The organism is Streptomyces sp. BYX5S (assembly GCF_054724165.1).
On record NZ_CM138829.1, the window covers coordinates 647,486 to 672,330 of the forward strand.

At 70.1% G+C, this 24,845-nt stretch carries 21 protein-coding genes, 1 tRNA gene and 1 riboswitch; of the genes, 16 read left to right on the forward strand and 6 right to left on the reverse strand.

Annotated features, from left to right (window positions below; genetic code table 11):
- Nucleotides 1–23 precede the first annotated feature (23 nt).
- From ACYBSK_RS02930 to ACYBSK_RS02970, 9 genes are all read left to right on the forward strand, one after another.
- Nucleotides 24–1,262 carry a cytochrome P450 family protein gene (locus ACYBSK_RS02930; RefSeq protein ID WP_460246948.1) on the forward strand — a complete coding sequence of 413 codons (1,239 nt, stop codon included), beginning with the start codon at nucleotides 24–26 and terminating at the stop codon, nucleotides 1,260–1,262.
- Nucleotides 1,263–1,591: 329 nt separating this feature from the next.
- Nucleotides 1,592–2,587 (forward strand): transglycosylase family protein, encoded by a 996-nt coding sequence (locus ACYBSK_RS02935; protein WP_460245077.1) that lies wholly within the window; start codon nucleotides 1,592–1,594, stop codon nucleotides 2,585–2,587.
- Nucleotides 2,588–2,767: 180 nt separating this feature from the next.
- A riboswitch (cyclic di-AMP (ydaO/yuaA leader) is annotated at nucleotides 2,768–2,924 on the forward strand.
- Nucleotides 2,925–2,928: 4 nt separating this feature from the next.
- Nucleotides 2,929–3,642, forward strand: a complete 714-nt coding sequence (locus tag ACYBSK_RS02940; RefSeq protein WP_457475245.1) for a transglycosylase family protein — start codon at nucleotides 2,929–2,931, stop codon at nucleotides 3,640–3,642.
- 285 nt (nucleotides 3,643–3,927) lie between these two features.
- Nucleotides 3,928–5,208, forward strand: coding sequence for a phosphopyruvate hydratase (gene eno, locus ACYBSK_RS02945; RefSeq protein WP_385769806.1), 1,281 nt, complete (start codon nucleotides 3,928–3,930; stop codon nucleotides 5,206–5,208).
- A 94-nt stretch (nucleotides 5,209–5,302) separates the two neighbouring features.
- A complete protein-coding gene (locus ACYBSK_RS02950; protein ID WP_457475246.1) occupies nucleotides 5,303–5,794 on the forward strand; it encodes an FtsB family cell division protein in 492 nt (163 codons plus the stop codon).
- A gap of 26 nt (nucleotides 5,795–5,820) precedes the next feature.
- Nucleotides 5,821–6,339, forward strand: a complete 519-nt coding sequence (locus ACYBSK_RS02955; protein WP_457475247.1) for a DUF501 domain-containing protein — start codon at nucleotides 5,821–5,823, stop codon at nucleotides 6,337–6,339.
- A 128-nt stretch (nucleotides 6,340–6,467) separates the two neighbouring features.
- Nucleotides 6,468–7,412 (forward strand): Ppx/GppA phosphatase family protein, encoded by a 945-nt coding sequence (locus ACYBSK_RS02960; protein ID WP_460245079.1) that lies wholly within the window; start codon nucleotides 6,468–6,470, stop codon nucleotides 7,410–7,412.
- A 436-nt stretch (nucleotides 7,413–7,848) separates the two neighbouring features.
- On the forward strand, nucleotides 7,849–9,261 hold the full coding sequence (locus ACYBSK_RS02965; RefSeq protein WP_457475249.1) for an NAD(P)/FAD-dependent oxidoreductase: 1,413 nt from the start codon (nucleotides 7,849–7,851) through the stop codon (nucleotides 9,259–9,261).
- A 201-nt stretch (nucleotides 9,262–9,462) separates the two neighbouring features.
- Entirely contained in the window at nucleotides 9,463–10,767 is a 1,305-nt protein-coding gene (locus ACYBSK_RS02970; protein WP_457475250.1) for a class I SAM-dependent methyltransferase, read from the forward strand.
- Nucleotides 10,768–10,839: 72 nt separating this feature from the next.
- On the opposite strand, the gene ACYBSK_RS02975 is transcribed toward ACYBSK_RS02970, so the two are convergent.
- Together ACYBSK_RS02975 and ACYBSK_RS02980 are read right to left on the reverse strand one after the other, a co-directional pair.
- Nucleotides 10,840–13,371 carry an ABC transporter permease gene (locus tag ACYBSK_RS02975; protein ID WP_460245080.1) on the reverse strand — a complete coding sequence of 844 codons (2,532 nt, stop codon included), beginning with the start codon at nucleotides 13,369–13,371 and terminating at the stop codon, nucleotides 10,840–10,842.
- Between the two features lie 146 nt (nucleotides 13,372–13,517).
- A complete protein-coding gene (locus ACYBSK_RS02980) occupies nucleotides 13,518–14,291 on the reverse strand; it encodes an ABC transporter ATP-binding protein (protein ID WP_457475252.1) in 774 nt (257 codons plus the stop codon).
- Nucleotides 14,292–14,722: 431 nt separating this feature from the next.
- On the opposite strand from ACYBSK_RS02980, the gene ACYBSK_RS02985 reads away from it, so the two are divergent.
- The 5 genes from ACYBSK_RS02985 (at nucleotide 14,723) to ACYBSK_RS03005 (ending at nucleotide 18,574) form a co-directional block, all read left to right on the forward strand.
- Nucleotides 14,723–14,805, forward strand: a tRNA-Leu gene (locus ACYBSK_RS02985).
- 147 nt (nucleotides 14,806–14,952) lie between these two features.
- Nucleotides 14,953–15,408 (forward strand): hypothetical protein, encoded by a 456-nt coding sequence (locus tag ACYBSK_RS02990; RefSeq protein ID WP_460245081.1) that lies wholly within the window; start codon nucleotides 14,953–14,955, stop codon nucleotides 15,406–15,408.
- A complete protein-coding gene (locus ACYBSK_RS02995) occupies nucleotides 15,398–16,258 on the forward strand; it encodes a hypothetical protein (RefSeq protein ID WP_457475254.1) in 861 nt (286 codons plus the stop codon). The genes ACYBSK_RS02990 and ACYBSK_RS02995 overlap by 11 nt, the downstream gene beginning before the upstream one ends.
- Nucleotides 16,259–16,350: 92 nt before the next feature.
- Nucleotides 16,351–17,526 carry a 4-hydroxybenzoate 3-monooxygenase gene (locus ACYBSK_RS03000; RefSeq protein WP_457475255.1) on the forward strand — a complete coding sequence of 392 codons (1,176 nt, stop codon included), beginning with the start codon at nucleotides 16,351–16,353 and terminating at the stop codon, nucleotides 17,524–17,526.
- A gap of 145 nt (nucleotides 17,527–17,671) precedes the next feature.
- Nucleotides 17,672–18,574 (forward strand): Bax inhibitor-1/YccA family protein, encoded by a 903-nt coding sequence (locus tag ACYBSK_RS03005; protein WP_457475256.1) that lies wholly within the window; start codon nucleotides 17,672–17,674, stop codon nucleotides 18,572–18,574.
- A 100-nt stretch (nucleotides 18,575–18,674) separates the two neighbouring features.
- On the opposite strand, the gene ACYBSK_RS03010 is transcribed toward ACYBSK_RS03005, so the two are convergent.
- Nucleotides 18,675–18,905, reverse strand: a complete 231-nt coding sequence (locus ACYBSK_RS03010; protein WP_457475257.1) for a DUF4287 domain-containing protein — start codon at nucleotides 18,903–18,905, stop codon at nucleotides 18,675–18,677.
- A gap of 87 nt (nucleotides 18,906–18,992) precedes the next feature.
- Between ACYBSK_RS03010 and ACYBSK_RS03015 the strand changes: the two genes are divergently transcribed.
- Complete coding sequence (locus tag ACYBSK_RS03015; RefSeq protein WP_460245082.1) at nucleotides 18,993–19,304, forward strand: hypothetical protein; 312 nt, start codon at nucleotides 18,993–18,995, stop codon at nucleotides 19,302–19,304.
- Nucleotides 19,305–19,433: 129 nt separating this feature from the next.
- On the opposite strand, the gene ACYBSK_RS03020 is transcribed toward ACYBSK_RS03015, so the two are convergent.
- From ACYBSK_RS03020 to ACYBSK_RS03030, 3 genes are all read right to left on the reverse strand, one after another.
- Nucleotides 19,434–20,237, reverse strand: a complete 804-nt coding sequence (locus ACYBSK_RS03020) for a hypothetical protein (protein WP_457475259.1) — start codon at nucleotides 20,235–20,237, stop codon at nucleotides 19,434–19,436.
- 225 nt (nucleotides 20,238–20,462) lie between these two features.
- Nucleotides 20,463–21,683 carry an acetyl-CoA C-acetyltransferase gene (locus ACYBSK_RS03025; protein WP_457475260.1) on the reverse strand — a complete coding sequence of 407 codons (1,221 nt, stop codon included), beginning with the start codon at nucleotides 21,681–21,683 and terminating at the stop codon, nucleotides 20,463–20,465.
- 422 nt (nucleotides 21,684–22,105) lie between these two features.
- Entirely contained in the window at nucleotides 22,106–23,152 is a 1,047-nt protein-coding gene (locus ACYBSK_RS03030) for an SGNH/GDSL hydrolase family protein (RefSeq protein WP_460245083.1), read from the reverse strand.
- Between the two features lie 159 nt (nucleotides 23,153–23,311).
- Between ACYBSK_RS03030 and ACYBSK_RS03035 the strand changes: the two genes are divergently transcribed.
- The gene (locus tag ACYBSK_RS03035; RefSeq protein ID WP_457475262.1) at nucleotides 23,312–24,703 is read left to right on the forward strand and encodes a cystathionine beta-synthase; all 1,392 of its coding nucleotides are present in this window, start codon (nucleotides 23,312–23,314) and stop codon (nucleotides 24,701–24,703) included.
- The last annotated feature ends 142 nt before the right edge of the window (nucleotides 24,704–24,845 follow it).

A 24,845-nucleotide genomic window follows, 5' to 3' on the forward strand; every position in this document is an offset into this window, starting at 1 on the left:
CCCCGACGCCCGACGCGCCCGCCATGCCCGAACTCTTCACCTGGGAGTTCGCCAGCGACCCGTACCCCGCCTACGCCTGGCTGCGCGAGCACGCCCCCGTGCACCGCACCACGCTGCCGAGCGGCGTCGAGGCCTGGCTGGTCACCCGGTACGCGGACGCCCGCCAGGCGCTCGCCGACCAGCGCCTGAGCAAGAACCCGGACCACCACGACGAGCCGTCCCACGCCAAGGGCAAGACGGGCATCCCCGGCGAACGCAAGGCCGAGCTGATGACCCATCTCCTCAACATCGACCCCCCGGACCACACCCGCCTGCGCCGCCTCGTCTCCAAGGCCTTCACCCCCCGCCGCGTGGCCGAATTCGCACCGCGGGTGCAGGAGCTGACGGACGACCTCATCGACGCCTTCGCGGCCGAGGGCGAGGCGGACCTGATCCACGACTTCGCCTTCCCGCTCCCCATCTACGCGATCTGCGACCTGCTCGGTGTTCCCCGCGAGGACCAGGACGACTTCCGCGACTGGGCGGGAATGATGATCCGCCACGGCAAGGGCCCGCGCGGGGGAGTGGCGCGCTCGGTCAAGAAGATCCGCGCCTACCTGGTGGACCTCATCCACCGCAAGCGCAACGACCTGACCGACGACCTGATCTCGGACCTGATCCGCGCCTCCGACCACGGGGAGCACCTCACCGAGAACGAAGTGGCGGCCATGTGTTTCGTGCTGCTCTTCGCGGGTTTCGAGACCACCATCAACTTGATCGGCACGGGCACCTATTCGCTTCTGCGGAACCCGGAGCAGAGAAGCGAATTGCAGCGGGCCATCGACCGGGAGGAATGGGCTCTCCTCGATTCAGGTATCGAGGAGATGCTGCGGTACGACGGGCCGGTGGAAATCGCCACGTGGCGCTTCGCCACGCAGCCGTTGGAGATCGGCGGCCGGCGGATCTCCGTGGGTGACCCGGTTCTGGTGGTTCTCGCCGCCGCCAACCGGGACCCGGCGCGATTCGCCGACCCGGACGTACTGGATCTCGCACGCAAGGAGAACCCGCATCTGGGGTTCGGCCACGGAATCCACTACTGCCTGGGCGCTCCGCTCGCCCGCCTGGAAGGCCGCACCGCGTTCGCGACCCTGTTCCGCCGCCTCCCGGACCTGGCCCTGGCGGCGGACCCGGCCGACCTGAGGTGGCGCGGCGGCCTGATCATGCGCGGCCTCCGCACCCTGCCGGTGACCTTCACGCCGCAGGACGCTTCAGCGGCCGATTGAGGCACACCGCCCCGCACCCGTCCTCCGATCCGCCTTCCTGGGCGCGGAATTCGCCTCTGCATCCTCCCTCGGGCAGCACGCCCCGGGCTCGCATTTGTCCGGATTGCGCACCCTCCCCGTCGAGTTCACCCCCCGTCAGACACCCACCGGAACCGCCACGCGAGCTGACGCACCGTCAAACCTGTGACTTTCACGTGATCTACGCTGCATCGACTTGTGACAAGCGTTCGAGTGCAGCTACGTTCACGGATCATCGCGACACACGCACAACTTGCACCACCGCACCACCCGTCGCGCGTAGCAGCATCAGTCTCGCGAAAGGCAAACGCATGCTCTCCGGGAACGGTCGTCACCGTCGCCCCCGTCAGGCCCCTGCTCTCGTCGTCGCCGCCGGGGTCACCGGCAGCGCCATCGCGATCCCGCTGTTCGCCGCGAGTGGCGCGAGCGCCGCGACCGCGCAGGCGTGGGACAAGCTCGCCGAGTGCGAGAGCGGTGGGCAGTGGAGCCTGGACGCCGGTAACGGCTACTACGGCGGTCTCCAGTTCACGCAGGAGAGATGGGAGGAGTACGGGGGGCTCGACTACGCCCCGCGTGCCGACCAGGCCAGCCGTTCGCAGCAGATAGCCGTCGCCGAGAAGGTTCTCGACGACAAGGGGCCGAGTGCCTGGCCGATGTGCTCCCTCACGGCCGACCTCACGAAGAGCGACGACTCGGCGGACGTCGACCCGGGTGTGTCCGCCTCGCCGCAGCCCTCGGATTCGTCCGATTCATCCGATTCGTCCGAGCCGGCGGCGTCGGATGAGCCTTCCGGGGCCGCCGAGTCCGCCGAGTCCGCCGAGTCCGCCGAGGGCTCCGGCGGCTCCGCGTCCTCGGACAATGAGGCCGACGCGGCGTCGGACGCCGCCACCGGCAAGGGCGCGGCGGACGACGGGGCCGCCGAGTCCTCACGTGACAAGTCCCACGCCCCGGACGACTCCGCTACGGAGTCCACCGAGTCCACCGAGTCCGCCGAACCGTCCGCGACGCCCTCCACCGAGGCCTCCGGCGCGGCCTCGGCGGGCCGCCACCGCGGCGACCGCGCCGCCGACGACGGCTCCGACTCCCGTACGGGTGAGGGTCGTCACGCCTCCCGTGACGACAAGCGCGACGGCGACACGTACAAGGTCCGCGCCGGCGACAACCTCTGGGACATCGCGAAGGCTCAGGACGTCCACGGCGGGTGGGACGGGCTGTACGAGTTGAACAAGGACACGGTCGGTTCCGACCCAGACCTCATCCTTCCTGGTCAGAGCCTGGATCTTGGGGACGGATCGGACAAAAAGTAGTTTGATTTCAGGGGGGTTGACGGGGCTTTGTCCGGTGTTGAGCGAGTGAGACATGGGTCTCAAAGCCCCTGATCGACTTTGAAATCGGGCGGATCCGTTGCTTACGGTCGTGACCGCTCGCTTCAGCGGGCCCCGACGGATGTCACGCCGAATCCTGCCAACGTCCGTACGGGAACAGTCGACGCGTAAGCGCCGTGGGCAGGAGCGGGGGACCCAGGTAAGCCGCCCTTCCGGGAGACCGGACGGGCTTGGGGTGAAGCAGCGCACAAGGTGCGACGCCGGACACTCACTGGTCCGAACCCGACAGCTCACCTCGCAGGCGTCGGTGAGGGGATATCTCCATGCTGTTTTCCACCAAGAACAAGCACCGTCGCCCGTCCAAGGCTGTCCGTGTCGCCACGCTCGGCGGCGTCGCCGCTGCCGCCGTCGCCGTCCCGCTGATGGGCGCGACGTCCGCCTCGGCCGCCACCTCGTCCGAGTGGGACCAGGTCGCGCAGTGCGAGTCCGGTGGCAACTGGTCGATCAACACGGGCAACGGCTTCTACGGCGGCCTGCAGTTCTCGGCGTCCACCTGGTCCGCCTACGGCGGCGACCAGTACGCCTCCACCGCCGACCAGGCCTCCAAGGCCCAGCAGATAGCCGTCGGCGAGAAGGTCCTCGCCTCCCAGGGCGCGGGCGCCTGGCCGAACTGCGGCTCGGGCCTGTCCTCCGCCTCGTACGACGGTGCCTCGGCCGAGTCGTCCTCGCAGCAGCAGGACACCCAGAGCACCCAGCAGCAGGACACGCAGCAGCGTGCCGACCGCTCCGAGCAGCGTGAGCAGCCGAAGCAGCAGGAGGCCCCGAAGCAGGAGGCCCCGAAGCAGGACACCGTCACCACCCCGACCGGCAACAAGGTCGAGAAGGGCGACGGCGAGTACAAGGTCGAGTCCGGCGACACCCTCAGCAAGATCGCCGAGGCGCACGACACGACCTGGCAGAAGCTGTTCGAGAAGAACAAGGACATCGTCAAGGACGCCAACCTGATCTACCCGGGTCAGCAGCTGCACCTCAGCTAATAGCTGAGCCAGTAACGCGTCAGGCACGGACTCGGCATCGGCGGACGCCGAGTCCCGCCGCACCCCGTCCCCACGGGCCGCTCACTTCGGCGACCTTCGTCCCGGCACAGCCGGGACGGAGGTCGCTGTTTTTGTTTCGTTAAGGAACATTTCGCTCTCGGCGTTGTCCACGAGGCGGTCGTCCGGCTGGCCGATGCCCGCGGGCCGGTTACGCTCAGGGGTGCGGGACCACGTATCCAAGCAGCCGCCCGCATAGCCTGCGTCACATCCCAGAAGGAGATGCTCGTGCCGTCCATCGACGTCGTCGTAGCCCGGGAAATCCTGGACTCCCGAGGCAACCCCACGGTCGAGGTCGAGGTCGGCCTCGACGACGGGAGCACCGGCCGTGCCGCCGTCCCGTCGGGTGCCTCCACCGGTGCCTTCGAGGCCATCGAACTCCGTGACGGTGACCCGAACCGTTACCTCGGCAAGGGTGTCGAGAAGGCCGTCCTCGCCGTCATCGAGCAGATCGGCCCGGAGCTCGTCGGCTACGACGCCACCGAGCAGCGCCTGATCGACCAGGCGATGTTCGACCTGGACGCCACCGACAACAAGGGCTCGCTCGGCGCCAACGCCATCCTCGGCGTCTCCCTCGCCGTCGCGCACGCCGCCTCCGAGGCGTCCGACCTCCCGCTCTTCCGCTACCTGGGCGGCCCGAACGCGCACCTGCTCCCGGTGCCGATGATGAACATCCTGAACGGTGGGTCGCACGCCGACTCCAACGTCGACATCCAGGAGTTCATGATCGCCCCGATCGGCGCGGAGTCCTTCTCCGAGGCCCTGCGCTGGGGCGCCGAGGTCTACCACACGCTGAAGAAGGTCCTGAAGAGCAAGGGCCTGGCCACCGGCCTCGGCGACGAGGGCGGCTTCGCCCCGAACCTGGGCTCGAACCGCGAGGCGCTGGACCTGATCCTGGAGGCGATCAAGGAGGCCGGTTACGTTCCCGGCCAGCAGATCGCCCTCGCCCTCGACGTCGCCGCCTCCGAGTTCTACAAGGACGGCAAGTACCAGTTCGAGGGCAAGGAGCGCTCCGCCGCCGAGATGACGGAGTACTACGAGGAGCTCGTCTCCGCGTACCCGCTCGTCTCCATCGAGGACCCGCTGTACGAGGACGACTGGGCCGGCTGGAACGTCATCACCGAGAAGCTGGGCGACAAGGTGCAGCTCGTCGGCGACGACCTCTTCGTCACCAACCCGGAGCGCCTCGCCCGCGGTATCGAGGAGAACTCGGCGAACGCCCTGCTGGTGAAGGTGAACCAGATCGGTTCGCTGACCGAGACCCTGGACGCCGTCGAGCTCGCCCAGCGCAACGGCTTCAAGTGCATGATGTCGCACCGCTCCGGTGAGACCGAGGACGTCACGATCGCCGACCTCGCCGTCGCCACCAACTGCGGCCAGATCAAGACCGGCGCCCCGGCCCGCTCCGAGCGCGTCGCCAAGTACAACCAGCTCCTGCGCATCGAGGAGATCCTGGACGACGCGGCGGTCTACGCCGGCCGTTCGGCCTTCCCGCGCTTCAAGGGCTGACCTCACCTGACGCCGTAGATACGTACGTCCCCGCACTCGGTCCCGTACCGTGTGCGGGGACGTACGTACGTGAGCGGGGAGGCGGGAGCAGGCGATGCCCGGAAAGGTCCGTGACCAGGACTCCAGAGATCGCTTCTCGACGGCCACCCGGCTGCGGCTGCTCGGCGAGCAGACCGCCGAGCGCGTCTACCGCTCGCAGAACAAGCGCCAGGCCCGCCGCTCCCGGCTCACCGGCCGCGCGGCCCTGCTGGCGCTCGTCCTGTGCACCCTGGTGGTCGCCCTGGCCTACCCCATGAGGCAGTACGTGTCCCAGCGCGGCGAGATCGAGGATCTGCGGCGCCAGCAGCAGGAGACCAAGGAGCGGGTCGACAGGCTGCGGGACGAGAAGGCGCGCTGGCAGGACGACGCGTACGCCGAGCAGCGCGTCCGCGAGCGGCTGCACATGGTGATGCCGGGTGAGACCGGCTACGTGGTGCCGAACGCGCGCACCACGGACGCGGAGCGCGCCCGGCAGGGCGCGGAGGACCGCCCCTGGTACTCCAACGTCTGGGACGGCGTCGACAAGGCCGACCAGGCGGACAACTGACAAGGACTGAAGGAAACACCCGAGCGATGGAAACTCCCCCGCCGCAGACCGAGCCCACCGTGCCCACGGACGCCGACATCCACGCGTTCAAGGAGCAGCTGGGGCGTCCGCCGCGTGGCCTGCGGGCCATCGCGCACCGGTGCCCGTGCGGCAACCCGGACGTGGTCGAGACGGCTCCGCGTCTGGAGGACGGCACGCCGTTCCCGACGACGTACTACCTCACGTGTCCGCGGGCGGCGTCGGCGATCGGGACGCTGGAGGCCAACGGTGTGATGAAGGAGATGACGGAGCGTCTCCAGACGGACCCGGAGCTGGCGCGCCAGTACCGCGCGGCCCACGAGGACTACCTCGCCCGCCGTGACGCCATCGAGGTCCTGGAGAACTTCCCCAGTGCCGGTGGGATGCCCGACCGCGTGAAGTGCCTCCACGTCCTCGTGGGCCACTCCCTGGCCGCGGGTCCCGGTGTGAATCCGCTGGGTGACGAGGCGATCGCGATGCTCCCGGAGTGGTGGCGCAAGGGCCCGTGCGTCACCCCCGCCGACTGACCTTTTCCCCAGATCGCCGCAGGGGCTCCATTTGGAGCCCCTCCGGCGATCTGGGGAGCGGGGGTCCGGGGGCGGAGCCCCCGTGCGGCTTCCCGTAACTGAACGACGACCTGAGGAGCTCACCCGCCATGACCAGGGTCGCCGCCATCGACTGCGGCACCAACAGCATCCGGCTGCTCGTCGCGGACGCGAACCCGGAAACCGGAGAACTCGTCGACCTGGACCGTCGGATGACGATCGTCCGGCTCGGCCAGGGCGTCGACAGGACGGGCCGGCTCGCGCCGGAGGCCTTGGAGCGGACGTTCGCGGCGTGCCGCGAGTACGCCGAGGTCATCAAGGAGCACGGCGCCGAGAAGCTCCGCTTCGTGGCGACCTCGGCGTCGCGTGACGCCGAGAACCGGGACGACTTCGTGAGCGGTGTCCTCGACATCCTGGGGGTCGAGCCGGAGGTCATCACCGGTGATCAGGAGGCGACGTTCTCCTTCACGGGTGCGACGAAGGAACTCACGGGCCGCGCCGACCTGGACAAGCCCTACCTCGTCGTCGACATCGGCGGCGGCTCCACCGAGTTCGTCGTCGGCGACGACACCGTGCGCGCCGCGCGCTCCGTGGACGTCGGCTGTGTACGGATGACGGAGCGCCACCTCGTGGCCGAGGACGGCACGGTCGCCGATCCGCCCTCCCCGGCGCAGATCGAGGCGATCCGGCAGGACATCGGCGAGGCACTCGACCTGGTCAACCAGACGGTGCCGCTGACCTCGGCCCGCACGCTGGTGGGCCTCGCGGGTTCGGTCACCACGGTGGCCGCGCTCGCCCTCGGGTTGAGCGAGTACGACTCGACGGCGATCCACCACTCCCGGATCTCCTTCGACAAGGTCGCCGAGCTCACCGACTGGCTGCTGGAGTCCACGCACGACCAGCGTGCGCTGAAGCCGGTCATCCACCCCGGCCGGGTCGATGTCATCGCCTCCGGCGCGCTCGTGCTGCGTCTGATCATGGAGTGGACCGGGGCGCGCGAGGTGGTCGTGAGCGAGCACGACATCCTCGACGGGATCGCCTGGTCCATCGCCTGAAACGGCCCCGGGAAAGGCCCGGGAACCGTCTCTCCTGAGCGCCCCGCGCAGCGTCTGAGCACCGCGTGGGGCGCTTTTGGCGCGCCGCCGCGACACGCTGTCGGGAAAGTTCGTGAAGTTCTTCACAAGGAAATCGGCCCACTTGGAGGCTGTTACGCGCCGTCGGGCCCGTTCGGGGACCCGTGGGGGCGTGATCGCGGGCCGCGCGTGAGGTTGCCGGAGTGTTGCGAGCCGGTTGCGGAGGGATGTGGTCCAGTGCCGCCAAATGCTCACCGTGGCTGCTCAAGAGGGGTGAGCAACGTCTGGGGCGGGTCCCTGGTTCCCCTCCGATGTCATGACATGGGTCACGTGGGCGGCGCAGTGTAGCAGAGGGTCCCTACAAGCTTGTGAAGGGGCGCACGAGCACCCCCCGCCAGTCGGGTGGATACTCGATGGCATGAGCACCACGGAGCGTCCCAGGATCCTCATTGTCGGAGGTGGGTACGTAGGCCTGTACGCGGCGCGACGCATTCTCAAGAAGATGCGTTACGGCGAGGCGACCGTCACGGTCGTCGACCCGCGCTCGTACATGACGTACCAGCCCTTCCTCCCCGAGACCGCCGCCGGCAGCATCTCGCCGCGCAACGTCGTCGTCCCCATGCGACGCGCTGTGCCGGGAGCCGAGATCCTCACCGGCCGCGTCACCTCCATCGACCAGGACCGCAAGGTCGCCTCCGTCGCGCCGATCGTCGGCGAGGCGTACGAGGTTCCCTTCGACTACCTGGTGATCGCGCTCGGCGCGGTCTCCCGCACCTTCCCGACGCCGGGCCTCGCCGAGGTCGGCATCGGTATGAAGGGTGTCGAGGAGGCCGTGGGTCTGCGCAACCACGTTCTCGAGCAGCTCGACAAGGCCGAGTCGACGACCGACGAGGAGATCCGCCGCAAGGCGCTCACCTTCGTCTTCGTCGGTGGTGGCTTCGCGGGCGCCGAGACCATCGGCGAGGTCGAGGACCTGGCGCGCGACGCGGCCAAGTTCTACAAGAACGTGAAGCGCGAGGACATGCGCTTCGTGCTGGTCGACGCCGCCGACAAGGTGCTGCCGGAGGTGGGCCCGGATCTCGGCGTCTACGGCCGCAAGCACCTGGAGTCCCGCGGGATCGAGGTCTACCTCTCCACGACGATGCCGTCCTGCGTCGACGGTCACGTCGTCCTCAGCAACGGCCTCGAGGTCGACTCCAACACGATCGTGTGGACCGCCGGTGTGAAGCCGAACCCGGCGCTCTCCCGCTTCGGTCTGCCGCTCGGCCCGCGCGGTCACGTGGACACGCAGGCCACCCTCCAGGTCGCCGGCAGCGACTACATCTGGGCCGCGGGCGACAACGCCCAGGTTCCGGACCTGGTCGGCCGCGCCAACGGCAACCCGAACGCCTGGTGCCCGCCGAACGCCCAGCACGCCATGCGCCAGGCCAAGGTCCTCGGCGACAACGTGGTCTCCGGCATGCGGGGCTTCCCGCAGGCGGAGTACAAGCACGCCAACAAGGGTGCGGTGGCCGGTCTCGGCCTCCACAAGGGCGTCGCGATGATCGTCATGGGCAAGATGAAGATCAAGCTCAAGGGCCGTCTCGCCTGGTACATGCACCGTGGCTACCACGGGCTGGCCATGCCGACGTACAACCGCAAGATCCGTGTGATCGCCGAGTGGACGATCAACATGTTCCAGAAGCGCGACATCACCGCGCTCGGCGCCCTGGAGACTCCGCGCGAGGAGTTCTACGAGGCCGCCAAGCCGGCGCCGAAGCCCGCGGCCGAGGCGCCGAAGGCCGACGCCGCCGCCGAGAAGAAGGTCGAGGAGAAGGCCAAGGCCTCCTGACCCGCGCATAGTTCCACCCCGAAGGGGCTGCTCGCCATCCGTGGTGCGAGTGGCCCCTTCGGCGTTTCCGGGGCCATTTAGATGGTGGCTACAGGTATTTTGCCGTTCCGTGACTCGGTAACGGGACTGCGCAGGTGGCCTGTCGGTGTTTACCTGCTGTTGGAGCGTTCCGGGATTTTCCCTGTCACGGAGGTGTGCGCCATGCAGGACGCCGCACAGCGGCTGAAGAAACTCGCCGAGCAGTTGTTCGGCGCCGAGCTCCCGGTGCGGCTGCGCGCCTGGGACGGCTCCGAGGCCGGACCTCCGGATGCCCCCGTGCTCGTCGTCAGGAACCGCCGCGCGCTGCGCAGGCTGCTCTGGAAGCCGGGAGAGCTGGGCCTCGCCAGGGCCTGGGTGGCCGGCGACCTGGACGTCGAGGGGGACCTCTACGCGGCCCTCGACCGGATGGCCGGCCTCATCTGGGAGCGCGACCCCGACGAGGAGCCCAGGAGCCTCGCGCAGGCCCTCAGGGACCCCCAGGTGCGCGCGGCCGTCAAGGAGCTGGTCAAGCTCGCGGGACCCGCCCTGCCGCCCGCCCCGCCCGCCGAGGAGATGCGCAGGGGTGGCCGTCTCCACCTGCACACCAAGGGCAGCGACAAGCAGGCCATCAGCCACCACTACGACGTCGGCAACGACTTCTACGAGCTCGTCCTCGGCCCCTCCATGGTCTACTCCTGCGCCTACTGGGAGTCGCCCGGGGCGGGACTCGAAGCGGCGCAGCGCGACAAGCTGGACCTCATCTCCCGCAAGCTGGGGCTGAAGCCCGGGATGCGGCTGCTCGACGTCGGCTGCGGCTGGGGATCCATGGCGATCCACGCCGCCCGCGAGTACGGCGTGAGCGTCGTCGGCGTCACGCTCTCCCAGGAGCAGGCCGCGTACGCCAGGAAGCGGATCGCCGACGAGGGGCTCACCGACCGCGTCGAGATCCGCGTGCAGGACTACCGCGACGTGCGCGACGGCCCGTACGACGCGATCTCGTCCATCGGCATGGCCGAGCACGTCGGCTCCGAGCAGTACCTGGAGTACGCGTCCGACCTGTACGCCCTCCTCACGCCCGGCGGACGGCTGCTCAACCACCAGATCGGGCGGCGGCCGCAGCGCGACGAATCGGCGTACGAGGTCGACGAGTTCATCGACGCGTACGTCTTCCCGGACGGCGAGCTCGCGCCCGTCGGCACCACCGCGGGCCTGCTGGAACGGGCCGGTTTCGAGGTGCGTGACGTCGAGGCGATCCGCGAGCACTACGCGCTCACGCTGCGCCAGTGGGTGCGCAATCTGGAGGCCCGCTGGTCCGAGGCCCTGAAGCTGGTCAGCCCCGGCCGGGCCCGCGTCTGGCGGCTCTACATGGCGGCGTCCGCCCTGAGCTTCGAGCGCAACCGCATCGGGGTCAACCAGATCCTCGCCGTGAAGACGCCCGAGAGCGGGGCGTCGGGCATGCCGCTGCGGGCGCGCACCTGGAACGACTAGCTCTCCCCGCACGGCAATCGGGGCGCGTCCGCCACTCGCGGATGCGCCCCGATGCACTTAACTGCCGTGCCGTTACTCGGACTTGATCGCCGCGAGCATGTTCAGGCGGGCGGCGCGGCGGGCCGGCCACAGGGCCGCCAGGATGCCGACGACCGCGGCGAGCGCGAGGAAGATCCCCATCCGGCCCCAGGGCAGGATCAGCTCGTACGTCGCCATGGAGTTGCCGATGAGCTGACCGGCCGCCCAGCCGAAGAACACGCCGAGGCCGATGCCGAGGACGCCGCCGAACAGGGAGATCACCAGGGACTCCAGGCGGACCATCCGCTTGATGCCCTTGCGGTCGATGCCGATCGCGCGGAGCATGCCGATCTCCTGCTGGCGCTCGAAGACCGACATGGCCAGGGTGTTGATGACACCGAGCACCGCGACGATCACCGCCATGGCGAGCAGGCCGTAGAGCATGTTCAGCATCAGCGTGAAGACCTGCGCGACCTGGTTGGTGATGTCCTGCTTGTCCTGGACCTTGATCGCCGGGTTCTCGCCGAGCGCCTTGGTGAGCTTGTCCTTCGTGGCGTCGGAGGGGCCGCCGGACGTCTTCAGCATGACCTGCATGTCACCGGAGTCCGCGCTGAGGTGCGGGGCGAGGGTCGGGCTGTCGACCATGATGCCGCGCAGCATCTCGTTGGCCTCGTAGACGCCCGCGACGGTCAGCTTCTGGGACTTGCCGTCCTCGTAGTGCGTCGTGAAGGTCGAGCCGGTGGACCAGTCGTGGTCCTTCGCCGTCTTGTCGTCGACGACGACCTTGTTGCCGCTGACCGTGAACGTGCCGCTGTCCAGCGGGAGTTCGGCGAGCTTGTTGATCGTGTCGCCGTTGACGCCGGTGAGGAACTCGGTGCCGCCGTCGATGCGGGCCGGCGAGTTCGTCATGCCGCTGACGGCGGTGACGCCGGGCGTCCGGTCGAGGGTCTTCACGACGTCGGGGGAGAGCTGGTTGCCGTTCGCCATGGCGACGACGTAGTCCGCCTTCAGCGAGTCGGCCGCCATCTTGTTGATCGCCGACTGCACGCTGCCCGCGATCACCGTGAGGCCGGTGATCAGGGTCAGGCCGATCATCAGCGCCGACGCGGTGGCGGCGGTGCGGCGCGGGTTGCGCACCGAGTTCAGGCGGGCCAGCTTGCCGGAGATGCCGAAGGCGCGCAGGACCGGAGCGGCGAGCGCGATCAGCGGCCGGGACAGCAGCGGCGTCAGGATGAAGACGCCGATGACCAGCAGTGCGGCGCCCGCGCCCATCGGGGCCTGACCGCTGTCGCCGCTCATGGTGGTGGCGGCGAGCACGAGGGCGACACCGGCGGCGGACACCAGGGCGCCCAGCGTGTTGCGCAGCACCAGCGACTTGGCGGTGGGCGCGGCGTGCACCGCGTTCATCGCGGCGACCGGCGGGATCCGCGCGGCGCGGCGGCCCGGCAGCCAGGCGGCCAGCATCGTGATCAGGACGCCGACGACGAGCGCGGCGACGACGGTGCCGGGGGAGACGACGAGCGGCCCGTCCGGCATGACCGCGCCGGTCGTGCCCACCAGGGCCCGCATGCCCGCGCCGATGCCGATGCCGACGGCGAGACCCGTCACGGCGGCGACGGCGCCCACGACGAACGCCTCCAGGAGCACCGAACGCGTCACCTGACGGCGGGAGGCGCCGACGGCCCGCATCAGGGCCAGCTCCTTGGTGCGCTGGGCGACCAGCATCGTGAAGGTGTTCGCGATGATGAAGATGCCGACGAAGAGCGCGATGCCCGCGAAGACGAGCAGCATCGTCTTCATGGAGCTCATCGACGACGAGATCTGCTCGGCCTGGTCGTCGGCGAGCTGCTGCGCGGTGGCCGTCTCGGTCTGCCTGGACGGCAGCGACTTGTCCAGCGCGGACTTCAGCTGCTCCTGGCTGGTCCCGGCGGCGGCCGTCACGTCGATCTCGTCGTACGCGCCCGGCTTGTGGAAGAGCTCCTGCGCGGTCGCCGTGTCGAAGAGGGCGAGCGAGCCGCCCGCGGCGACGTTGCCGTCGTCGGTGGTGAAGACGCCGGTGAGGGTCGGGGTCAGCACGGGCCCGTCGACGGACATCCGGACCTTGTCGCCGACCTTGTAGCCGGCCCGCTCGGCGGTCTTCGCGTCGAGGGCGACCTGGCCCTTGCCGTGCGGGGCGGTTCCCTTGGCCAGCGGGTACCGGGAGTCGTCGGAGCCCCAGTAGTTGCCGCCCTTCGTGGAGAACCCGTCACCGACGAGCTTGCCCTTCTGGTCGGCGACGGCCGCGTACCCACTGACGACGCCGTACGCGGAGCCGGCGCCCTCGGTGCCGCGCGCCGCCTTGATCGTGGCGTCGATGAGCCGGGCCTCCTTGCCGACGGTGTTGCCCTTGTCCTCGGCCCACTTCGGGGTGACGGCCACGTCCACGTGGTCGAATCCCTTGGCCGACGACTTCTCCAGGGCGCCGGAGATGGTGTTGGTGAACACGAGCGTGCCACTGACGAAGGCGACGCCGAGCATGACGGCGAGCACGGTCATCAGCAGCCGCGCCTTGTGCGCGAGCACGTTGCGCAGGGCGGTTCGGAACATGGCGGGTTACTCAGTCCTGGTGGTCGAGGGGGCCGGGCACATCAAGCCTGTGTGGCTCGGGTGAGCGGCGGCCGGGGCACATCAAGCCCCTGCGGCGATTGAGCAGCGGGGTCCGGGGCGGAGCCCCGGCTCTTCGGGCGGGAGGCTCAGCTGGTGCGCCCCTTGGCGTCGAACTTCTTCATCCGGTCCAGCACGGAGTCCGCCGACGGATCGACCATGTCGTCCACGATCCGCCCGTCCGCCAGGAACACCACCCGGTCCGCGTACGCCGCCGCGACCGGATCGTGCGTCACCATGACCACCGTCTGCCCCAGCTCCCGCACGGAGTTCCGCAGGAATCCCAGGACCTCCGCCCCCGACCGCGAGTCGAGGTTTCCCGTCGGCTCGTCCCCGAAGATGATCTCCGGCTTGGACGCCAGCGCCCGCGCCACCGCGACTCGCTGCTGCTGTCCGCCGGAGAGCTGCGCGGGCCGGTGCCCGAGCCGCCCGGAGAGCCCCACCATCTGGATCACGTTCTCCACCCACTGCTTGTCGGGCTTGCGGCCCGCGATGTCCATGGGGAGCGTGATGTTCTCCAGCGCGGTCAGCGTCGGCAGCAGGTTGAACGCCTGGAAGATGAAGCCGATCTTGTCCCGGCGGAGCTTGGTGAGCTGCTTGTCCTTCAGCGACCCCAGTTCCGTCTCGCCGATCCGGACCGACCCGGAGGAGAACGTGTCGAGGCCCGCGACGCAGTGCATCAGTGTCGACTTGCCGGAACCCGAAGGTCCCATGATCGCGGTGAACTCGGCCTGCCGGAAGTCGACGGAGACCTGGTCGAGCGCGACCACCTTGGTCTCGCCCTGTCCGTAGACCTTGGACAGATCCGTGGCGCGGGCGGCGGCCGTCGTGGCGGTACGGCCCGCGAGCGGGGTGGTGGTCACGGGAGGTGCTCCTGTCGCTGGGGGACGAGGTCGGGGACGCGGATCCGGGGGACCGCTCGACCGGGACCGTTCCATCGTCTCCGTGGATCGGGCCCGGGAAGTCAGCCGCAGTTCTCGTTCCGGAGGGCGACCTCGGAGGGACCGGGGCGGCCGGAGTCATACCTGGGGATGACCCGGGCCCCTGAGAAGCGCCGGAGCCCGGGGAGCGGACGGGTCCGCTTGTGTGGGCGCTGCGGGGGCGGTGATATTCCGTCATTCCCTGGGGAGCGGCCCCCGGAGGTGGTAGGGCTCCCGGCAGGTGCTGATGGGCCAGGACGTGTGCTGATGCACCCTCAGACGTCAATAAAATAAGACAACGTGGTGCCGTACTTCCGCTGATCGGGGGATGCCGACGGATAGGCTCGGAACGTCGACGCGGAGCCCCACAACCTGCCCGGATGGTGGAATGCAGACACGGCGAGCTTAAACCTCGCTGCCCCTCGCGGGCGTACCGGTTCAAGTCCGGTTCCGGGCACCTCCGTACTTTCCTTCCCGCTGCGCGTCGCCCCTCCCCAATGCCCCTCATTTTTGAGGGTATTCGCGCCTGCCCGCGCTCTCCCTCCGCGACCCGGTGGGACGCTGCTCACCGAGGTTGCACGGGGGCACGGGGGAGTGGCTCAGGATGAAGCGGGCTTCGATTCGGTACGGCGTGGTGAGCACGGTCGCGGCGGTCGCCCTCGGGGTGGCCGGATGTGCGGGCGGCGGGGGTTCGGGCGGCGGCCCGGGGGACGACGAGGGCGGCGACGTGCCGACGGCCGGCGGCCCCGCGACGGGAGCCTCGCTGAGCCGGGGCGCGCAGGAGGGCGGCAGCGCGGGCGGTGGCGATCCGGGGGTGCCCTCGGTGCAGGCCCCGCCGGAGAACACGGGCGGCTCGCCGGGCCCCGGCAACGGGATCACGCCGCCCGACCAGGAGCCAACGGCGACCCCCGTGGCCTGCCCCGACACCCCGGACCCGGCCTCCTACGACCCGGACTGCCCGCCCCCGGAGCCCGAGACCACGGGCCCGGACCCCGCCCCGGACCCCGTGGACCCGACGGGGGCCCCGGAGGCCGAGGGCACGCCGACCGGTGGCGGGTGACGACGAGCGGGGGCCCGGGAACACGGCGCCCCCGCCCGCCCGCGGCGTCCGGCTGGAACTCGTCAACGCCCTTGTCGGAGCAGGGTCGTTCGTGGCCGGCCTCATGCTCTACGCGGGCTACATCTACACCAGCGCCTACTTCGGCTACTTCCGGCTCAACCCCTTCGCGGTCGGCTTCAGCACCTTCGAACTGGTCATGCGCAGCCTGCGACTTGCCGCCCTGCCGGTCCTCGAACTGCTCACCTTCGCCCTCCTCGCGCCCGCGCTGCCACGGCTTCTGACGCTCCTTCGGGTCCCGGACGAGCACGTCGAGCGGGTGCGCGGCGTGGGCGCGGCGGCGGCCCGCGCGCATCTCGTGCCGGTCGCCGCGGGGGCCGTGCTCATGCTGCTGTGGCGGTGGATCCAGCCGTACGGCTGGCTGGCGCCGCTGCTCGTGGCGGCGGGGCTGCTGCTCGGCCTCGCGCCCGCGGCGGGCCGGGAGAGCGTCTGGGAGCGGGCGGTGTCGCTGCTCGTGGCGGGGCTCTTCCTGATCTGGGTGGTGGCCCTCGCGGCGGGGCAGCTGGGGCGGCAGGACGCCGAGGACGCGGCGGGGCAGGTCGTGCGCCGCCACTCCATCGTGGTCCTGAGCACCCACCGCCTGTCCGTCGCGCCGCCCGGCCCCGGCGCCACGGACCTCGGCGAGGGGGCCCACTACCGCTACCGCTACGAGGGGCTGCGGCTGCTGGTCGAGCGCGACCGCCGCTACTACCTGCTGCCGATGGACTGGGACCGCGACACCGACCCCGTCTACGTCATCGAGGACGACAGCAGCGTCCGTATCGAGATCAGGCCGGGCGTGCGAACCCATTGACACCCGTCCGGAGCGGCGCGAGGATCCGCAGTGTTCGTTATGAACGAAAGTTCACCAGGCGAACAGCCGCAATGACGCGAGAGGGATCCCGTATGCGCACCACCGTCGGCATCATCGGAGCCGGTCCCGCCGGACTGCTCCTGGCCAGGCTTCTGCACAACGCCGGTATCGAGTCGGTCGTCCTCGAAAGCCGCGACCGCGCCTACGTGGAGCAGCGCCAGCGCGCCGGGATCCTGGAGCAGGGCACCGTGGACGTACTGCGCGAGGCCGGGGTGGCTGCGCGCATGGACCGCGAGGGGCTGCCGCACGACGGCATCGAGCTGCGCTTCGACCGCCGCCGCCACCGCGTCGACTTCCCGGCCCTGACCGGCGGCAAGCAGGTCATGGTGTACGCGCAGACCGAGGTCTGCAAGGACCTCATCGCGGCCCAACTGGCCGACGGCGGACCCCTGTTGTTCGAGGCGGAGGCACTGGCGGTGGAGGGCGCCGACACGGAGGCACCCCGCGTCCGCTTCCGGCACGAGGGCCGCGAGCAGCTCCTCGACTGCGACTACGTCGTCGGCTGCGACGGCTTCTGGGGCGTGGCCCGCAGGGCGGTCCCCGAGGAGCTCACGCGGACGTACGAGCGCACCTACCCGTACGCCTGGCTCGGCATCCTCGCCGACGTGGCGCCCTCCCACGACGAGCTGATCTACAACCGCTCCGACCGCGGCTTCGCCCTCATGTCGATGCGCTCCCCGCACGTCACCCGCGCCTACCTCCAGGTCCCGGCCGGCACCGACGCCGAGACCTGGTCCGACGACGAGATCTGGGCCGAGCTGGACCGCCGCCTGGAGGTCGACGACCCCGAATGGCGGCTGGAGCGCGGACCGATCACGTCGAAGTCCGTGACGCCCATGCGGTCCTACGTCCACGAGCCGATGCGGCACGGCCGCCTCTTCCTCGCCGGGGACGCGGCGCACATCGTCCCGCCCACCGGAGCCAAGGGCCTCAACCTCGCCGTCGGCGACGTCATCACCTTCGCCCGCGCCCTCGTCGCGTACCGGGACAAGGGCGACGCGGAGCCGCTCGACACGTACTCGGAGACCTGTCTGCGGCGCGTCTGGCAGGCGGAACGGTTCAGCTACGCGATGACGACCATGCTGCACCGGGCCCCCGACGCCACCGCCTTCGACGACAAGATCCAGCTGGCCCAGCTGGACCGCGTGACGACGTCGAAGGCGGCCGAGACCGATCTCGCGGAGGCGTACACCGGATTTCCGCTGTGATCTTCGTGTGAGCGGAACAACAGGAGGTCCTGGGCCGTTCCTCGTAACAGGATGGGAAAGATCCTCCCTGAGCACTAGGGTCGGATCTTTGCCAGACCATTACTCTTGATGGCAAGGCCATACACGGTGGCCATGGAGGAGTGAAATGAGGAGCAGCAACCCGGTCTTCTCGCGACGGGGGTTCAGCCGCGACAACGGCTACGCGCAGTTCAACGCGAACGCGCAGGCGCCGCAGGCCGGGGGCCCCGCTGTCGGCACGGCGCAGGGCAACCCCTACGCCCAGGCGCCCGCCGGCAACCCGTACGCGCAGAACCCCTACGCACAGCAGGACGTCCAGTACGGGGCTCCGCAGGCGCCCACCACCGGCCGCATGACGATGGACGACGTCATCATGCGGACCGCCACGACGCTCGGCCTCCTGATCGTCACCGCGGCGCTCTCCTGGGTGCTGCTGCCGGTCGACGAGGCCAACCTCGGCAAGTCGTACGGCATCGCGATCGGCGCGGGCCTCGTCGCGATGGTCCTGGGCTTCGTCCAGGCCTTCAAGCGCAAGGCGTCGCCGCCGATCATCCTGGCGTACGCGGCCCTCGAAGGTGTCTTCCTCGGCGTGCTCTCCAACGTCGTGGACACCCACATCGCCAGCGGTGCGGCCATGCAGGCCGTGCTCGGCACGATGGCCGTCTTCACGGGCGTCCTCGTCGCCTACAAGGCGGGCTGGATCCGCGTCAACCGTCGCTTCTACGGCTTCGTTATGGCCGCGGCGCTGGGCTTCGTGCTGCTGATGGGCATCAACCTGCTGTTCGCCGTCTTCGGCGGCGGTGACGGCCTCGGCTTCCGCAGCGGTGGCCTCGGCATCCTGTTCGGCATCATCGGCATCCTGCTCGGCGCGTGCTTCCTCGCCCTGGACTTCAAGCAGGTCGAGGACGGGGTCGCGTACGGCGCCCCGAAGGACGAGGCGTGGCTGGCCGCGTTCGGCCTGACCATGACGCTGGTCTGGATCTACATGGAGTTCCTGCGACTCATCGCGATTCTGCAGGGCAACGACTAGGGCGACGGCACAGCCGCCTGAGGCGTCAGGGGCCCGCGCACCTCCGGGTGCGCGGGCCTTTTGCCGTGTGTGGGGATCGCGGTTCGTGAGGGGGCGGGGGTCAACCGAAGCGCCGTGCGGCGCGCCTCAGGTCGTACTCGTGGATGATCGCCTTGGCGTGGCCGTACGCGAGGTCGTGCTCACCGCGCAGCCAACTGACCTTCTCTTCGAAGCGAAGGAAACAGGGGCCTTCTTCGACGGTGCGCATCCAGTCGGAGAGTTCACGACCGGTGCAGTGGGGGATGCGAGCCAGCAAATTGCGGTGGGTCTCCTGGGAGAAGACTTGGGACATCGGCGCCTCCGGAACGCTTCGATGTGGCCGGTCCTTCACGCCACCGTGCCTGAGCGTCGGAGCCTTGTAAACAGCTACAGTCGGCGCGTGCTTGATACGACGCCTTTGACCGCAGCAGTGGATCAGTTCGCCGATCGGCTCCGGGCCGCGCCGCAGAGCAGATTGCAGCGGGGGGCCGCGGCGGAGGCGCTGGCGCTGGCCAGGGAACTCTCGGCGCGGGCGCAGGAATTGGACGATCCGGGCGGGGTCGTCCGGGAGATGCCGGACGCGGGGATGTTCGCGGCGGCGGATCAGGTGACGGTGGCGGGGCGGGACTTGGCGGTGTCCCTCCGGGATCCGGCGGGTCTCACGGAGGCCGTGGAGTTGGTCGACGCGGCCATGAAGCGAGCCGGGGTCTAGCTCCCGGGGCTCCGCCCCGGACCCCGCTCCTCAATCGCCGGAGGGGCTCCATGGGGTCGGCCGATCAAGCCCCTGCGGCGTTTGAGCAGCGGGGTCCGGGGCAGAGCCCCGGGGTTTCGGCGCAGGGTGTCAGGCGGAGGCTATGACGCGGTCGGCGAGGATGTAGATGTTGGCGTCGGCGCACTCGAAGGTGAGGGCGTACGCGCCGGAGACGCCGGAGCCACCGAGCAGCACCGGGGCCTCGCCCTGCCGGAGCGCCGAGGCGAGCTGCTCGGCCGTCTCCCGGTGGCCCGGGGTCATGCACAGCGTCGTACCGTCCGCGAACACGTACACGTCCAGCGTGCCGAGCGGACCGGGCCGGACATCGGCGAGCGCGGTCCGCGTCTGCGCCAGCTCCTCCAGACACGCCACCGTCCGCTCGTGGTCGCTCACGACCGGCGACTGCACCGGCACGAAGTCCGGGTGCGAGGGGTGCCGGCGCCGCGCGGCGGCCAGCTCGGGCGACTCCTCGACGATCTCGTCCTCGGTCTCCAGGGCCGGCTCCCCCAGGGGTTCGAGGCCCACGAGGTCCGCCTGGCGCGGCAGGAAGAGGTCGTCGCCGAGCGCGCCGCCGGTCAGGAACGGCGGCAGCTCCGAACTGTCCCGCGCCTCCTGCGCGGCCCAGAACGCCCGCGCCTCCGCCAGCTCCCGCTCCCGCTCCTCGGCGAGAGCGTCGGCGACGGCGTTGCGTATCGCTTCGGCGTCCGGTGTGGTGCGCGCGGCGGGGACGCCGGGAAGCGCGTGATCGGCGCGGTCCCTGCGCAGCTCGTCGCGGAGCTCTGCCACCTGGCGGCGCAGCCCCCTGACGTGATGCAGGGTGGCGGCCCCGACGGCCGTGGCAGCGGCCGTAGCGAGCACAAGGACACTGATGGTGGCTGCGGGCATGGCGCTCACTGACGTACTCCCGGTTTCAAGTCGACCCCCGACTTCCTACATCAGCTTGAAGCCTGGACGAACCAGCTGTCAGTGCATTACGTCACGAAATGGACAGGTCTTTTGTCCGGGTGTTTAGCCCCGATATGGCCTGGGAACCCTGCTGACCTGCAAAAACCAATATCCCCCGAGATGCACGTCACATCCTGGGGGAGATTGGATCACGAACCGATAGACGACTTCAGGTCAGCTCAGGCGCTCGATGACCATCGCCATGCCCTGGCCGCCGCCGACGCACATGGTCTCCAGGCCGAACTGCTTGTCGTGGAACTGGAGCGAGTTGATCAGCGTGCCGGTGATCCGGGCGCCGGTCATGCCGAAGGGGTGGCCGACGGCGATGGCGCCACCGTTCACGTTCAGCTTGTCCTCGTCGATGCCCAGGTCGCGGGCGGACGGGATGACCTGCGCGGCGAACGCCTCGTTGATCTCGAACAGGTCGATGTCGTCGACGCCGAGACCCGCGCGCTTCAGCGCCTGCTTGCTGGCCTCGACCGGGCCGAGGCCCATGATCTCGGGGGACAGGCCGGAGACGCCGGTGGAGACGATGCGGGCGAGCGGGGTCAGGCCCAGCTCGCGCGCCTTGGTGTCCGACATGATCACGAGGGCGGCGGCGCCGTCGTTCAGCGGGCAGCAGTTCCCGGCGGTGACCATGCCGTCGGGGCGGAAGACGGGCTTGAGGCCCGAGACGCCCTCCAGGGTGACGCCGGCGCGCGGGCCGTCGTCCTTGCTCACGACGGTCCCGTCGGGGGTCGTGACGGGCGTGATCTCGCGCTCCCAGAAGCCGTTCTTGATGGCTTCCTCGGCACGGTTCTGCGAGCGCACGCCGAAGGCGTCCATGTCCGCGCGGGTGACGCCCTTGAGGCGCGCCAGGTTCTCGGCGGTCTGGCCCATCGCGATGTACGCGTCCGGGACGAGGCCGTCCTCGCGGGGGTCGTGCCAGGTGGTGTTCTCCTGCTGAGCGACCTCGGCGGTACGGGCCTCGGCCTCGGCGAAGAACGGGTTGTGGGTGTCGGGGAGCGAGTCCGAGTTGCCCTTCGCGAACCGCGACACCATCTCCACACCGGCGGAGATGAAGACGTCGCCCTCGCCGGCCTTGATGGCGTGCAGCGCCATGCGGGTCGTCTGGAGCGAGCTGGAGCAGTAGCGGGTGACGGTGCAGCCCGGGAGGTGGTCCATGCCCATCTGCACGGACACGATGCGGCCCAGGTTGTTGCCCTGCTCGCCGCCGGGGAGGCCGCAGCCGAGCATCAGGTCCTCGATGTCCTTCGGGTCCAGCTCGGGGACCTTGGCGAGGGCGGCCTGGATGATCGTTGCGGTGAGGTCGTCGGGGCGCAGGTCCTTGAGGGAGCCCTTGAAGGCGCGGCCGATGGGGGAGCGGGCGGCTGAGACGATCACTGCTTCGGGCATCACGGCTCCAAGGGGTTCGGTACGGCTGACCGTCAGCGAAGCTACCCGTACGTACCGCTGGGGTCACCGGGTGAGGTGTGTGACCCCCGCCGCATTTTTCTAAGCGCTTGCTCAGCCCCTCCGAGGCGTCACCATGTTCCTCGGCCCGGCCCACGTGTGCCCTTCGCGCTTGAACGGTGGGCCATTCAAGCCCCTGCGGCGATTGAGCAGCGGGGTCCGGGGCGGAGCCCCGGGGGTGTACGCCGGACGGGGCGAAGGCTTGGGGCTCCGCCCCATACCCCGCTCCTCAATCGCCGGAGGGGCTTGATTGGCTCACCTGAGGGGCTTGATTGGCTCGCCGGAAGGGCTTGAATGGCTCGCCTGAGGGGCTTGAGTGGCCACCGGAGGGGATGGGGTTGACCCGCGGAGAGGGGGATGCGGGATCAGTCGCCCGGGGTGGGGGTCGAGTGGGCCACCGAGGTGGGGACCGGGTCCTCGCCGGGGAGGCGGCGGCGGCGACGGCGCTTCAGGAGGGCCCAGGGCCCCCGGGGCCCGGTCGGAAGCGCGGCGGTGACCTCCGTACCGCCCTCCTGCGCCGCCCGCGCCGCCGCCCGCGCCACCGGCAGGAACCCCTCCGCACGGGCGGCGTCCGGCCGCTCCTCCTCAGGCCACAGCCCGAGCGCCGCGCACAACGTGGGAAGAACCGCCATCGCCGCCGTGGCGTACCCCTCCACCGAGGGGTGGTAGTTGTCCGGGCCGAACAGCTCCCGCGGGTTCGCCGAGAACTCGGGCCCCAGGAGGTCGCCCAGCGAGACCGTACGGCCCCCCTGCTCCACCGTCCCGATCGTCTGCGCGGCGGCGAGCTGCCGCGACGCGCGACGGGCCAGCCACCGCAACGGCTGCTGCACCGGCTCCACGGACCCGAGATCGGGGCACGTGCCGACGACCACCTCGGCCCCGGCCGTCCGCAGACGGCGGACGGCCGCCGAGAGATGGCGCACGGACTTCGTCGCCGGGATGCGGTGCGTGACGTCGTTCGCCCCGATCATGATCACGCAGACGTCGGGCCGCCAATCGGGGTCGGCGAGCCCCAGCGGCACCTGCCGGTCGAGGTCGTCGGACTGCGCGCCCGGCAGCGCCACGTTGCGCAGCTCCACCGTACGCTCGGCCACCGCCGCGAGCCCGGACGCGAGGAGCGCGCCCGGCGTCTGCCCGGCCCGGTGCACGCCCTGGCCCGCCGCCGTGGAGTCGCCGAGCATCAGGAAACGCAGCGGCTCACCGTCGTGGGGGCCGTACATCCGCCGGCCGTACACCCCGTCCGCGGCCGGTACCCGCACCGGTTCCGGCCCGTGGTTGCCGACCTGACGGCGCGCGATCTGCACCTCGGCCAGCAGCACACCGACCGTGGCCGCGCCCAGCAGCCCGATCCCGCCGCCGCCGTACGCCGCACCCGCTGCGATCCGTCGTGCCACCCTCGCCCTGCTCGACATGTTCCGCGGCCACCTGCCTCTGCGACTCAGTTACGGCTACATGGACTCCTTGCCCCGTAATCACCGTCGGCCAATCGCAACCCGGGGTTGAGGGACCCGGGCCAACCGTGTGCGCCTTACCCTGGCGGCACCATTACGGAGGAGAACCCGGAGACCACGGTGCGCATCCACGAATCCATGATCGACCTCGTCGGCAACACCCCGCTGGTGAGGCTCAACAAAGTGACCGAAGGGCTGCGGGCGACCGTCCTGGCCAAGGTCGAGTACTTCAATCCCGGCGGCAGCGTGAAGGACCGCATCGCGCTGCGGATGATCGAGGCGGCGGAGGCGAGCGGAGAGCTGCGGCCGGGCGGCACCATCGTCGAGCCGACCAGCGGAAACACCGGTGTGGGGCTCGCCATGGTGGCGCAGCAGAAGGGGTACAAGTGCATCTTCGTGTGCCCCGACAAGGTCTCCACGGACAAGATCAACGTGCTGCGCGCGTACGGCGCCGAGGTCGTGGTCTGCCCGACGGCGGTGGACCCCGAGCACCCGGACTCGTACTACAACGTCTCGGACCGCCTCGTCCGCGAGACGCCCGGCGCCTGGAAGCCGGACCAGTACAGCAACCCCCACAATCCCGCGTCGCACTACCACTCGACGGGGCCGGAGCTGTGGGAGCAGACGGAGGGGCGGATCACCCACTTTGTGGCGGGGGTCGGCACCGGGGGCACGATCTCCGGGACCGGGCGCTACTTGAAGGACGCGAGTGAGGGACGGGTGCGGGTCGTCGGCGCCGACCCCGAGGGTTCCGTCTACTCCGGTGGATCGGGGCGGCCGTACCTCGTCGAGGGGGTCGGGGAGGACTTCTGGCCCACCGCCTATGACCGGGACGTCGCCGACGAGATCGTCGCGGTGTCCGACAAGGACTCGTTCCAGATGACGCGCCGTCTGGCCAAGGAGGAGGGCCTGCTCGTCGGCGGCTCCTGCGGCATGGCCGTCGTGGCGGCGCTGCGGGTCGCTGAGGGGCTCGGGCCCGACGACGTGGTGGTCGTGCTGCTGCCGGACAGCGGGCGCGGATACCTCTCGAAGATTTTTAATGATGACTGGATGGCCGACTACGGGTTCCTGGAGGACACCGGGCCCAGCGCGCGCGTCGGCGACGTGCTGAAGGACAAGGAGGGCGGCGCGCTGCCCTCGCTCGTCCACATGCACCCGGAGGAGACGGTCGGTCAGGCCATCGAGGTGCTGCGCGAGTACGGGGTCTCGCAGATGCCCATCGTGAAGCCGGGCGCCGGGCACCCGGACGTGATGGCCGCCGAGGTCATCGGCTCGGTCGTGGAGCGGGAGCTGCTGGACGCGCTGTTCGCCCAGCGGGCCTCCCTGCACGATCCGTTGGAGAAGCACATGTCGGCGCCGCTGCCGCAGGTCGGCTCCGGGGAGCCGGTGGGGGACCTGATGAACGTGCTCGGTGCGGCCGACGCGGCGATCGTGCTGGTCGAGGGCAGGCCGACGGGTGTGGTGAGCCGTCAGGACCTGCTGTCCTTCCTCGCGAAGGCCGGTATGCCCTAGCCCGTCGCCGGGCGGACTCCCCGGTTCGCGAAAACGGTACGAGCGCGTCACGTGCGCGCAGCACCGGCTTAACACGGGTCCGGCACATTGGTGGGTGTCGGAAGGGGCGGGAGCGGCTCCCCGCCCCATCCGGCAGCGAGCG